Below are 12887 nucleotides of genomic sequence, written 5' to 3'. Positions count from 1 at the left end.
CGATGCGCGCCTCCTACAAGAAAGTAGTGGTGCGCACGGTCGCGGCGCTGGCAGTTGCAGCGTCGCTGACGGCCTGCGGCTTCCAGTTGCGCGGCTCGAACGGCAGCTACACGCTGCCCTTCCACAGCCTGTACCTGACCTTCGACGACACCTCGCCGCTCGGCACGGAGCTCAAGCGCAACCTGCGCGCGGGCGACGTGGCCATCGCGGACAAGGCGGACGAAGCGGAAGCGCAGTTCGTGGTGCTGAGCGAGAGCCGCGGCAAGTCGATCCTGTCGCTGAACAGCCTGGGCCGGGTGCGCGAATACCTGCTGACCTACACGCTGACCTTCACGGTGCGCGATGCGAAAGGCGTGGAGCTGCTGCCGGCCACCGAGATCACGCTGCGCCGGAACATGGCCTTCGACGAGACCCAGGTGCTGGCCAAGGAATCCGAGGCAGCGCTGCTGTACCGCGACATGCAGGCCGACCTGGTGCAGCAGATCATGCGCCGCCTGGCGGCGCTGAAGCCGCCGGCAAAGTAAGGAAGAGAGAACACCATGCAGTTGCGGCCTGAGGCGCTCGACGGGCACCTCGCCAAGGGGCTGGCGCCCCTGTACGTGATCACCAGCGACGAACACCTGCTGGCGCTGGAGGCGGCGGACAAGATCCGCCGCGCCGCGCGTGCGCACGGCTATTCCGAGCGCGACGTGCTCACGGTCGAGCGCAACTTCAAGTGGGGCGAACTGCTGGCCGCCAACCAGGCCATGTCGCTGTTCGGCGACAAAAAGCTGATCGAGCTGCGCATCCCCGGCGGCAAGCCCGGCAAGGACGGCAGCGCGGCCCTGCAGAACTACGCGAAAGACCTGAACCCGGACAACCTGACCCTGATCACCCTGCCGAAGCTGGACTGGCAGACGGCGAAGGCGGCCTGGGTCGCCGGCCTGCAGCAGGCGGCGGTCTACGTCGAGATCCCGAACGTGGAGCGTCCCGCATTGCCGGCCTGGATCGGCATGCGTTTGGCCAGCCAGCAGCAGAGCGTCGAGCGCCAGGGCCTGGACTTCATCGCGGACCGCGTGGAAGGCAACCTGCTGGCCGCGCACCAGGAAATCCAGAAGCTGGGGCTGCTGTACGAGCCGGGCAAGCTCAGCTTCGAACAGGTGCAGGACGCCGTGCTGAACGTGGCGCGCTACGACGTGTTCAAGCTGTCCGAAGCGATGCTGGCCGGCGATCCGGCGCGCCTGGTGCGCATGCTGGAAGGCCTGAAAGGCGAGGGCGAGGCGCTGCCGCTGGTGCTGTGGGCGGTCTCCGAGGAGATCCGCACGCTGCTAAAATTGAAATCCGGGATGGCGCAGGGGCGGCCCTTGGGCGCGCTGCTGAAGGAATACCGGATCTGGGGTCCGCGCGAGCGCATGATGGAACCGGCGCTGCGCCGCATCGCGCTGCCGACCCTGGAAGCGGCCATGCAGGAGGCGGCCCAGGTCGACCGCATGGTCAAGGGCCTGCGCGCGAAACGGTTCGCGGGCGATGCATGGGATGCGATGCTGCAGCTGGCGCTGCGGGTCGCTTCGTAATACCGCTAAGGACGCATCATGAATATCACCGACTACATGCAGCAAACCGGCCGCCAGGCGCGTGCGGCCTCGCGCGCGATGGCGCGCGCGGACAGCGCCACCCGCAACCGGGCGCTGCTCCTGATCGCCGACGCCATCGAGCGCGACGCTGCCTGCCTGCGCGACGCCAATGCGCGCGACATGGAAGCGGCGGCCGCCGCCGGCCTGGAACCCGCCCTGCTGGACCGCCTGGCCCTGTCCGACAAAGCGATCGCCACCATGGTCGAGGGCCTGCGCCAGATCGTCGCGCTGCCGGACCCGATCGGCGAAATCTCGAACATGAAGTTCCGCCCGAGCGGCATCCAGGTGGGCCAGATGCGCGTGCCGCTGGGCGTGATCGGCATCATCTACGAAGCGCGCCCGAACGTGACGGTGGACGCGGCAGGCCTGTGCATCAAGAGCGGCAATGCCGCCATCCTGCGCGGCGGCTCGGAAGCCATCCACTGCAACCGCGCGCTGGCCGAGCTGGTGGCGGAGGGACTGCGCGGCGCCGGCCTGCCGGAGCACGGCGTGCAGGTGGTCGAGACCACCGACCGCGCCGCGGTGGGCGCCCTGATCACCATGCCGGAATTCGTGGACGTGATCGTGCCGCGCGGCGGCAAGGGCCTGATCGCGCGCCTGATGCAGGAAGCGACGGTCCCGATGATCAAGCACCTGGACGGCATCTGCCACGTCTACATCGACGCCAAGGCCGACATCGCGAAGGCGCTGCCGATCGCGATGAACGCCAAGACCCACCGCTACGGCACCTGCAACACGATGGAAACCCTGCTGGTGGCGCGCGCCATCGCGCCCACCGTGCTGCCGCGGCTGGCCGAACTGTATGCGACCAAGGAAGTCGAGCTGCGCGCCGATCCGGAAGCCTTCGCCATCCTGCAGGGCTATCCGCACCTGGCCGCCGCGACGGAAGAAGACTGGCGCACCGAATACCTGGCGCCGATCCTGGCCGTGAAGATCGTGGACGACATCGACGCCGCCATCGAGCACATCAACCGGTACTCGTCGAAGCACACCGAAGCCATCGTCACCGAGGACTATACGGACGCCATGCGCTTCCTGCGCGAAGTCGACTCCGCATCCGTGATGGTGAACGCCTCGACGCGCTTCGCCGACGGCTTCGAGTACGGCCTCGGCGCCGAGATCGGCATCTCGAACGACAAGCTGCATGCGCGCGGCCCGGTGGGGCTGGAGGGGCTGACCTCGCTGAAATACATCGTGTTCGGTCACGGCGAAGTGCGTAACTGATCGGGGTCGGACCCCGGTTTTCTCGGGTGGACTCCGACCCCGACTGACTACCGGAACGACGGGTCAACAATAAGGAAAACATGTACCTCTGGATCAAAGCCTTCCACATCGTCTTCATCGCCTCCTGGTTCGCCGGCCTGTTCTACCTGCCGCGCATCTTCGTCAACCTGGCGCAGGAAACCAACCCGGCGGTGACCGAACGCCTGCTGGGCATGGGCCGGCGCCTGTACCGTTTCACCACGATGCTGATGGTGCCGGCGCTGCTGCTGGGTCTCTGGCTGTGGCTGGGCTTCGGCATCCGCGGCGGCTGGCTGCATGCGAAGCTGGCGCTGGTTCTCCTCGTGATCGGCTACCATCATGCGTGCGGATCGCTGCTGAAGAAGTTCGAGCGCGGCGTCAACACGCGCAGCCATAAATGGTTCCGCGTGTTCAACGAAGTGCCCGTTCTGCTGCTGATTGCGATCGTGATCCTGGTCGTCGTCAAACCTTTCTAAAGGCGTCCGATGAGCAAAACCATCCATTATTTCTTCGCGCCGCAGTCGCCCTATGTCTATCTGGGGCATGAGCGCCTGCTCAAGCTGGGCGCCCAGTACGGCGCGATGATCGAACCCAAGCCTTTCGACATCGGCGCGGTGTTTGCAGAAACCGGCGGCCTGCCGCTGGCCAAGCGTGCGCCGCAGCGCCAGGCTTATCGCCTGCAGGAACTCGAGCGCTGGTCGCGCCACCTCGGCCTGCCGATGAACCTGCAGCCGAAGTTCTTCCCGGTCGACCAGAAGCCGGCATCGCTGCTGCTGGTGGCCGCCCGCGACGAGAAAGGGGCCGACCAGGCCCTGGAACTGGCCACCGCCATCGTGCGCGCGGTCTGGGCGGAAGAGAAAAATATCGCGGACCCGGCCACGCTCGAGCAGCTGGCGGGCGACGCCGGCTACGACGCTGCGGCCCTGCTGGACGCTTCGCGCGCGCCGGAAACGCAGCGGAAGTACGACGCATTCACGCAGGAAGCACTGGCCGCCGGCGTGTTCGGCGCGCCCTGGTATGTCGTCGACGGCCAGGGCTTCTGGGGCCAGGACCGGCTCGATTTTGTCGAACGGCTGCTCCAGGTTTAACCCGAGTGATCGGGATGTAAGTGCGGCCGGATCGGTTCCGGCCGTTTTGTTTTTTTAACACAGCAACAGGGGTCTCGCAAACCGTCGCGAGCATCGCAGGCCGAATCTGCAACGCGCAGCAGGTTTGCGAGTCCCCCACCACAACGGATAAAGGGTACACCTGATGACCTCATATTTTTGCCCCTGCCCGCGCGGCATGGAAGCGGCGCTTGCCGAAGAACTCGCCGAGATCGCGCAGACCACCAGCAGCGCCACGCTGAAGGTGCACAACCAGGTGCCGGGCGGCGTGCACTGCTCGGGCAGCATGCAGGACGCCTACCGCATCAACCTGCATTCGCGCATCGCCTCGCGCGTGCTGATGCGCATCGCGAACCGCACCTACAACAACGAGAACGACATCTACGACCTGGTGCTCGAGCAGCCCTGGGAAGACTGGTTCGACGTCGACCACACGATCCGGGTCGACATCACGGCCGTGAAGTCGCCGCTGAAGAGCCTCGAGTTCACCACGCTGAAGATCAAGGACGCCGTCTGCGACCGCTTCCGCGACCAGTTCGGCAAGCGTCCCTCGGTCAACACGCGCGAGCCGGACATGCGCATCCTCGGCTTCCTCGACCAGCGCAATTTCACGGTCTACCTCGACACCTCCGGCGAAGCGCTGTTCAAGCGCGGCTGGCGCGAGGAAACCGGCGATGCGCCGCTGCGCGAGAACCTGGCCGCCGGCCTGCTGCGCGTGGCCGGCTGGAAGCCCGGCGTGCCGCTGTTCGACCCGATGTGCGGTTCGGGCACGATCCTGATCGAGGCGGCCCAGATGGTGCAGGGCATCCCGCCGGGCGCGCGCCGTCGCTTCGCCTTCGAAAAATTCCACAACTTCGACAGCAAGGCCTGGCAGGACATGAAGGCGTCGATCAAGCCGAACCCGCTGCCGCTCGAACCGACCATCTTCGGCTCCGACATCTCGGGCGACATGGTGGCGATGACGCGCCATAACCTGCGCGTGGCCGGCGTGCTGTTCGAGGTGCCGCTCAAGCAGATCGAGGCGCAGCAGGTGCAGCCGCCCACCAGCCAGCCGGGCATCCTGCTGACCAATCCGCCGTACGGCGAGCGCATCGGCGTGCGCGGCGACTCCACCATCCCGCAGGACGAGATGGCGGTCGGCTTCTACCAGGCCCTGTCCGGCACCCTGAAGCAGCGCTTCGCCGGCTGGACCGTGTACCTGTTCACCGCCGACCTCTCGTTGCCGAAGATGCTGCGCCTGAAGGAATCGCGCAAGACCCCGTTCTTCAACGGCGCGCTCGAATGCCGCCTGTTCCGCTTCGACATGGTCGCCGGCTTCAACCGCAGGGACGCAGCAAAGCCGCAGGCGCAGTGAAGTTCGACCTCAAACCCCAACAAGACTGACGATGCTGCCCGAACCCGAACCGGACAACCTGCCCAAAGACCCCGTCATCCCGGTCCCGCTGCCCGAACCGCACAAGGTCACCATGCTGTCGGCCGGCGGCCTGGCGGCCCTGCTGGCCGCGCTGGCGATGCTGGGACCGTTCTCGGTCGATGCCTACCTGCCGGCCTTCCCGCGCATCCAGGAGACCCTGCATGCGACCCCGCTCGAGGTCCAGCAGACCCTGACGGCCTATATGCTGGCCTTCGCCGTCATGTCGCTGTGGCATGGCGCGATGTCGGACGCCTTCGGACGCCGCAACGTGGTGCTGGTCGGGCTGATCGTGTTCGCGGTCGGCACCCTCGGCTGCGCCTCGGCGCATTCGGTGCACTACCTGTGGATCTTCCGCATCATGCAGGGCATCTCGGCCGGGGCCGGGGTGGTGGTGGGGCGGGCGATCATCCGCGACCTGTACTCGGACGCGCCGGCGGCGCGCCTGCTGTCGATGGTGACGATGATCTTCTCGATCGCGCCGGCGATCGCGCCGGTGCTGGGCGGCTGGATCGTCACGCTGCTGGACTGGCGCGCGATCTTCCTTGGCCTGCTGGTGTTCAGCCTCGGGTTGTGGTGGGTCTGCTGGCAGCACCTGCCGGAGACCATGCCGAAAGAGCGGCGCCAGCCCTTCAACCCGCGCTTCCTGGCGCGCAGCTACTGGGACATCTTCACCTCGGTGCTGTTCCAGATGAAGTCGTCGGTGGTCGCCTTCAACTTCGGCGGCATGTTCCTGTTCATCGCCGGCGCGCCGGTGCTGCTGCCGGTGCACCTGCACCTGGGACCGTCGGAGTTCGCCTGGCTGTTCGTGCCGGCGGTGGCCGGCATCTTCCTGGGCGCGCTGGTCGCCAACCGCCTGGCCGGCAAGATGCATTACGGGCGCCAGATCGGGATCGGCTACGCCCTCATGCTGGCTGCAGTGACCGGCAGCGTGCTGTACCACGCCTTCCTGCCGCCAGCGGTCCCCTGGACCTTGCTGCCGATGTTCTTCTATAACTTCGGCAGCTCGATCATCAACCCCAGCGCGACCCTGCTGACGCTCGACCTGTTCCCGCACATCCGCGGCACGGTGGCGTCCTGCCAATCCTTCGTCACCACCCTGATGGGCGCCATCGTGGCCGGCGTCATCGCGCCGGCGCTGACCTATTCCGTGCTGGCGATGGCGCTGGGCCAGGCCGGGTTTGCGCTGGCCTCGTTGACGTGCTGGATGGTGTCGCGCCATTACCGGCGCAAACTGGCGATGGCGTAGGGTGGGGTGATCCAAGCCGGGGGCTTGGATCACCCCACCCTACAGATTATTGCGATGCGTCAATACGCCCGGCTGAGTTCTGACTCTAAAACACATCACTTTTTCTGGAAAATGTTGTTCCCGGTCAGAAATGTATATATGCTAAGATAAGTTTCACGTTTCGGAACAGAGGCCCAAACACTGCTCTGTTCCGGGGAACACAAGAAGAATAATCGTGGCAGCTTAGCCCTTGAGGCCGCCACCCATTTTCCAGAACAGCAGTGGCGGCCGTGCTTGAAACCATACACCAACCAGACCAGGATATCCGCAACCGCTTGCTGATCGCGCGGCTGCCGGCCATGCCGCAGATTCTCATCAAGCTGCTGGCCCACCTGCAGGCGGACGACCTCGGCATGCCCGAGCTGGCTGCGCTGGTGGCCAAGGATGCGGGCATGACGGGCAAGATCCTGACCGTCGCCAACAGCTCGGCCTATTTCCGGGGCGGGCGCCTGCCCAATCTCGAGCAGGCCATGGTGACGCTCGGCACCGACATGATCAAGATCCTGGTGATCAGCGATTCGGTGTTCCAGACCTTTAACAGCTTCCCGAATTCCGGCGCCACCGATCTGCGCGCATTCTGGAAGAACTCGCTGACCGCCGCGGTGCTGGCGCGCGAGCTGGCCCGCCACGTAAATTACTCGCAGCCCGAGGAAGCCTACCTGGCCGGCCTACTGCACAACGTCGGTCGCCTGGCCCTGCTGGCCACCGCCCCCAAGGAATACGGCTTCAACTTCACCGCGCGCGACGACGAAGACCTGTGCGCGGTCGAGCAGCGCACGCTCCAGATCACCCACGCCGAAGCCGGCGCCTGGCTGATCGAACGCTGGCAGCTCGATTCCTTCCTGGCCGACTCGGTGCTCTACCACCATGAGCCGGGCGAGCGCCTGGAGGGCGCCCACCCCCTGATCCGCATCGTGCGCGCCGCGCACCTGCTGGCTGGCCACGCCGACGACCCGAATCTGATGGTCGAGGCGGCCGGCCTGTGCGACCTCGAGCCGGAAGCGGCCGACCAGCTGCTGGCCCAGGCCGCGCGCCAGGTCGAGCGCGCCGCCGTCCATCTCGGCATCGACCTGGCCGGCGCCGACGACATCCCGGCCCTGCCGGCCTTCGCGCCGCCGCCGCCCGTCGATCCGGTGCAGCAACGCCTGACCGAAGAGATGCGCAACCTGGTGCTGGTTTCGGAAATCGGCCAGGCCTTCGCGCGCCAGCAGGGCAAGGGCGGCGAGAGCGGCCTGCTGGAATCGGTGGCGCGCTCGGCGCGCGTGCTGTTCGACTTCGAAAATGCCGCCGTGCTGCTCGAGAACCCGACCGGCCACGCATTGATCGGCGCGCCCACCGCCAACCAGCAGCGCATCGCCGAATTCTCGATCCCGCTGTCCAAGGGCGGCGCCGTGGCCAAGGCCGCGCTGGAACGCCGCCTGGCCTTCGTGCGCCGCGACGGCGCGCCGCTCGGCCTGTCCGAGGAACAGCTGCTGCGCATGCTGGGCACCGAGTCGCTGGTCTGCGTGCCGCTGGTGAGCGGCGCACGCTGCATCGGCGTGCTGATCGGCGGTATCGCGAGCTGGCAGGTGCCGGCCTGCCAGAAGCGCGAGCGCTTCATGCAGTCCTTCGGCGCCCAGGCCGCGAGCGCGCTGGAAAACGCGATGTCCGAGCGCGGCCACGCACGGCGCCAGCTGGCCCACGTGGCCGAGGAATACCGGGAAGCGTCGCGCCGCGTGGTGCACGAGGTGAACAACCCGCTGTCGATCATCAAGAACTATCTGTCGGTCCTGGACAGCAAGCTGGAACGCCAAGAGCCGGTGAGCGGCGAGCTGTCGATCCTGCATGAAGAGATCGACCGCGTCGGCCAGCTGGTCAACAGCCTCACGGAAGTCCAACCGCGTGTCGAAAGCGGCGCCAGCGCCGACGTGGCGAAAGTGGTCGAGGACGTGCTGCGCCTGTTCCGCGCGACCGACTTCGTGCCGCCGAACGTCGAGATCGTGGTCAGCATGTCGCAGGAAGCCGGCCGCATCGAAGGCGACCCCGACATCCTCAAGCAAATCCTGGTCAACCTGGTCAAGAACGCGATCGAGGCGCTGGCCGCCACCGGCGGACGCATCGAGATCGCGAACCGCGGCCACGTCAACCGCGAGCGCAGGCTGTACCTGGAGCTGGTCGTCTCCGACACCGGTCCGGGCCTGTCGCGCGAGGTGCTGGCCAACCTGTTCTCCGCCGTGAAGAGCACCAAGGAAGGTCCGCACCACGGGCTCGGCCTGTCGATCGTGCACAGCCTGGTCAAGAAGCTGAACGGGCATATCGCCTGCCGCAGCGGCAAGACCGGCACCAGTTTCGAAATTCTGCTGCCGGCGCATGCCGGCGCCAGCGCCCCGGCCGGATCGCCGGTGCGCGCGCTCGGATCCGTATAAGGTAACAATGAATCCCATCTCCGCCGGCGCCCCGTCGCCCACGCCCCACGACACGCTCGTGCCGCAAGCTGCATTCCCGGCTGGACTGGAGCAACCCAGATTGCTGCTGGTCGACGACGAGCCGCGCCTGCTGTCCTCGCTGTACGACCTGCTGCAGGGCCGTGGCTACCAGCTCGTCACCGCGTCCACCGGCAACGAAGCCCTGAGCCACCTGTCGAAATTGCGCTTCGACCTGGTCCTGCTCGACCTGCGCCTGCCCGACATCGGCGGCCACCAGATCATGGACTTCATCAACGCGAAGGGCATCGACGCCGACGTCATCGTGATGAGCGGCGAAGTCGGGATCGACGCCGCGATCGGCGCCCTGAAGCGCGGCGCCTACGACTACCTGCGCAAGCCCTACAGCCGCGAAGAGCTGCTCAAGACCGTGGGCAATGCCCTCAAGGCGCGCCGTCTGGAGGAAGCCAACCGCCGCATCGCGAACCAGCTGGAAAACTCGGAGAAGATGTACCGCTACCTGGTGGACTCCTCGCCGGACATCATCTATACCCTGAACCATGAAGGCAAATTCACCTTCGTCAACGACCGTGCCTACCAGCTGCTCGGCTACAAGCGCGAGGAGCTGATCGGCCAGCACTACTCGGTGCTGGTGCATGACGAAGACCTTGAGCGCGCACGCTATTCCTTCAACGAGCGCCGCGTCGACGAGCGCGCCTCGCGCAACGTCGAGCTGCGCCTGAAGTGCCATGCGGGCTCGAACCAGGAACGCACCTTCAACAACACCCTGATGACGATCTCGCTGAACGCGATCGGCATGCACGTGCCCGACCAGGAGGTGAAGAAGCTGGAATTCTTCGGCACCTATGGCGTGGCGCGCGACATCACCGACCGCAAGCGCGCCGAAGAGGTCATCTCCTACCAGGCCTACCACGACATCCTGACCGACCTGCCGAACCGCATCCTGTTCAAGGACCGGCTCGGCCTGGCGGTGATCCAGGCCAAGCGCAAGCAGACCGAGCTCGCGGTGATGTTCATCGACCTGGACCGCTTCAAGCTGGTCAACGACACCCTCGGCCACGTCAAGGGCGACGAGCTGCTGCAGCAGGTCGCGGTGCGCCTGAAGGAGTGCCTGCGCAAGGGCGACACCCTGGCGCGCCAGGGCGGCGACGAGTTCACCATCGTGCTGCCCGAGCTGCGCGACCGCGACGACGCCCGCATGGTCGCCGACAAATTCCTCGAATGCCTGCAGCTGCCGTTCGACCTCGACGGCCACCAGGTCCACATCTCGGCCTCGATCGGCATCGCGATCTATCCGGGGCACGGCGAGTCGATCGACGAGCTGCTGCGCCACGCCGACATCGCCATGTACCAGGTCAAGGGACAAGGCAAGAACGGCCACGCCTTCTACGACGCCTCGATGCAGGACATCTCGCATCAGAAGATCGCGCTCGGCCAGAGCCTGCGCCGCGCCCTCGAGAACGATGAGCTGGAGATGTACTACCAGCCGCAGATCGACGCCGCCAGCGGCCGCATCGTCGGCGCCGAGGCGCTGATGCGCTGGAACCACCCGACCCGCGGCATCGTCTCGCCGGGCGAGTTCCTGCCTTTCGCCGAAGAGAACGGATTGATGATCCCGATCTCGGACTGGATGATCGGCGCCCTGTGCCGCGACATGCTGCAGTGGAGGAACATCTGCGCCAACCAGGTGCGGCTGTCGCTGAACGTGTCGCCGCAGTACCTGGACCGCGGCGACTTCTTCGAGAAGATGCGCGGCGCCCTGGTGCGCTACGGGATCGCGCCGAGCCAGATCGAAGTCGAGATCACCGAGAACATCTGCATCCGCAACCCGCAGCATGCGATCGAACAGCTCAACAAGCTGGGCCAGCTCGGCGTCTCGGTGGCGATCGACGACTTCGGCACCGGCTATTCCTCGCTGGCCTACCTGCACCGCTTCCCGGTCCACACGATCAAGATCGACCAGTCCTTCGTCAAGGAGATCCACGACGAGTACGGTCACTATCCGGTGGTGCTGGCGATTATCTCGATCGCGCGCGGGCTGGGCCTGAACCTGATCGCCGAGGGCGTCGAGACCGAGCCGCAGGCGCGCTACCTGCGCGCGAACGGTTGCATGACGATGCAGGGCTACCTCTACCACCGTCCGATGGCGCTGCCGCGCTTCGTCGACGTGCTGCGCTCGCAGGGAATGCCGGCCGGCGCCGGCAACGTGCTCGCCTTCCAGGCATAAGGGCGGGACTGCGCCATGCCGGATACCGCCAACCAGAGCGCTGCCCATTACACCGCGGAATTCCTGCGGGTGAAGGCATTGGCCGAGCGCGGCGTCGCCAGCGCCCAGCACAGCCTGGGCTTCATGTACGTGAACGGCCAGGGCGTGCCGAAGAACCACGAACTGGCGGTGGCCTGGTACCGGATGGCGGCCAGCGCCGGCCTCGAGCAGGCCCAGTACAACCTCGGCGTGATGTACCAGAAGGGCCAGGGCGTGCCCCAGGACCTGGCGCAGGCCGTGCACTGGTACACCCAGGCGGCCGAGCAGGGCTACGCGGCGGCCCAGTACAACCTGGGCTGGCTGTATGCCAGGGGCCAGGGCATAGAGGCCGACGTGCAGCAGGCCCAGCACTGGTTCAGCAAGGCCGCCGAGCAGGGCGACCCGGGCGCCCAGCACAATCTCGGCATGATGTACGAGGGCGGCAAGGGCGTGGCCCAGGACATCGAGCGCGCCATCGAATGGTATCGCCGCGCCGCCGAACAGAATTACGCGCGCTCCCAGTTCGCCCTGGCGTTGCGCTATGACAGCGGACAGATGACGGGAGAACTGCGGGAACGCGACGTGCAGCAGGCCATCCACTGGTTCCGCAAGGCGGCCGAGCAGGGCTATGCCCCGGCCCAGTTCAACCTCGGCCTGCGCTATGACAAGGGCCAGGACCTGCCGCAGGACAGCGAGAAGGCGATCCTCTGGTACGGCCGCGCCGGCGAGCAGGGCCACGCCAGCTCGCAGTTCAACCTGGCGCTGATCCACGACAGCGGCCACGGTGTCGAGCGCGACCCGGCGCTGGCGCTGCACTGGTTCCGCAAGGCGGCCGAGCAGGGCCATGCCGGCGCCCAGGACAATCTCGGCCTGCGCTACGAGCACGGCCAGGGCGTCGACCAGGATTTTGCGACCGCGGCGCACTGGTACCGCAAGGCCGCCGAGCAGGGTTCGGCCGGCGCCCAGTACCATCTCGGCCAGCTGGTCGACGCCGGCCATGGGCTGCCGCAAAACAGCGAAGAGGCGATCGGCTGGTACCGCAAGGCCGCCGAGCAAGGCCACCTGCGCGCCCAGTTCGACCTCGCCATGCGCCTGGAGGACGAGGCGATGCACTGGTACCGCAAGGCCGCCGACCAGGACTACGCGCCGGCCCAGTACATGCTGGGCCAGCTGCTCGACCGCGACGATTCCGGCGCCGCCGATCCGCGCCAGGCCTACGAGTGGTACCGCAAGGCCGCCGACCAGGGCCACGCCCTGGCCCAGTTCGCGCTCGGCCTGCGCTACGACAGCGGCCACGGTGTCGAGCGCGACTACGAAGCCGCGCATTTCTGGTACCTGTGCGCTGCCCGCCAGGGGCATGCGCGCGCCCAGTTCAATCTCGGGGTCATGTACGCCAGCGGCCAGGGTGTGCACCAGGACCTGGTCGAGGCCTATGCCTGGCTGCACCGCGCCGGCGCCGCCGGCGTCATCCCGGCCACCAGCTACATCCAGCGCATCGCGGCGCGGATGGACCCGACCCTGCTGGCGCAGGCCAACGGCTACATCGGTATCGCCTGATC

Annotated in this window: 10 protein-coding genes; all 10 read left to right on the top strand. The window is 66.7% G+C overall.

What is annotated here, in order from left to right:
• The first annotated feature begins 2 nt into the window (after positions 1-2).
• The 10 genes from lptE (at position 3) to AM586_RS13185 (ending at position 12885) form a co-directional block, all read left to right on the top strand.
• On the top strand, positions 3-524 hold the full coding sequence (gene lptE, locus AM586_RS13230; protein ID WP_060567145.1) for an LPS assembly lipoprotein LptE: 522 nt from the start codon (positions 3-5) through the stop codon (positions 522-524).
• 15 nt (positions 525-539) lie between these two features.
• Positions 540-1553 carry a DNA polymerase III subunit delta gene (gene holA, locus AM586_RS13225; protein ID WP_060567143.1) on the top strand — a complete coding sequence of 338 codons (1014 nt, stop codon included), beginning with the start codon at positions 540-542 and terminating at the stop codon, positions 1551-1553.
• Between the two features lie 18 nt (positions 1554-1571).
• Positions 1572-2837, top strand: a complete 1266-nt coding sequence (locus AM586_RS13220; protein ID WP_060567141.1) for a glutamate-5-semialdehyde dehydrogenase — start codon at positions 1572-1574, stop codon at positions 2835-2837.
• 80 nt (positions 2838-2917) lie between these two features.
• Positions 2918-3331, top strand: coding sequence for a CopD family protein (locus AM586_RS13215; RefSeq protein ID WP_060567139.1), 414 nt, complete (start codon positions 2918-2920; stop codon positions 3329-3331).
• Positions 3332-3340: 9 nt separating this feature from the next.
• Positions 3341-3943, top strand: coding sequence for a 2-hydroxychromene-2-carboxylate isomerase (locus tag AM586_RS13210; RefSeq protein WP_060567137.1), 603 nt, complete (start codon positions 3341-3343; stop codon positions 3941-3943).
• A gap of 163 nt (positions 3944-4106) precedes the next feature.
• Positions 4107-5315 (top strand): class I SAM-dependent RNA methyltransferase, encoded by a 1209-nt coding sequence (locus tag AM586_RS13205; protein WP_373995243.1) that lies wholly within the window; start codon positions 4107-4109, stop codon positions 5313-5315.
• Positions 5316-5346: 31 nt separating this feature from the next.
• Positions 5347-6621: a multidrug effflux MFS transporter gene (locus AM586_RS13200; protein WP_082439795.1), complete on the top strand. Its 1275-nt coding sequence runs from the start codon at positions 5347-5349 to the stop codon at positions 6619-6621.
• 338 nt (positions 6622-6959) lie between these two features.
• Complete coding sequence (locus AM586_RS13195) at positions 6960-9065, top strand: HDOD domain-containing protein (RefSeq protein ID WP_060567179.1); 2106 nt, start codon at positions 6960-6962, stop codon at positions 9063-9065.
• 7 nt (positions 9066-9072) lie between these two features.
• Positions 9073-11310, top strand: coding sequence for a bifunctional diguanylate cyclase/phosphodiesterase (locus AM586_RS13190; RefSeq protein WP_082439794.1), 2238 nt, complete (start codon positions 9073-9075; stop codon positions 11308-11310).
• A 15-nt stretch (positions 11311-11325) separates the two neighbouring features.
• Positions 11326-12885 (top strand): tetratricopeptide repeat protein, encoded by a 1560-nt coding sequence (locus AM586_RS13185; protein ID WP_047825768.1) that lies wholly within the window; start codon positions 11326-11328, stop codon positions 12883-12885.
• Positions 12886-12887 lie beyond the last annotated feature (2 nt).

The sequence above is a fragment of the Massilia sp. WG5 genome, from assembly GCF_001412595.2.
Lineage (GTDB): Bacteria > Pseudomonadota > Gammaproteobacteria > Burkholderiales > Burkholderiaceae_D > Telluria.
Note: the sequence above shows the minus strand (reverse complement) of the source record. Positions and strands in the feature narration are given on the sequence as shown.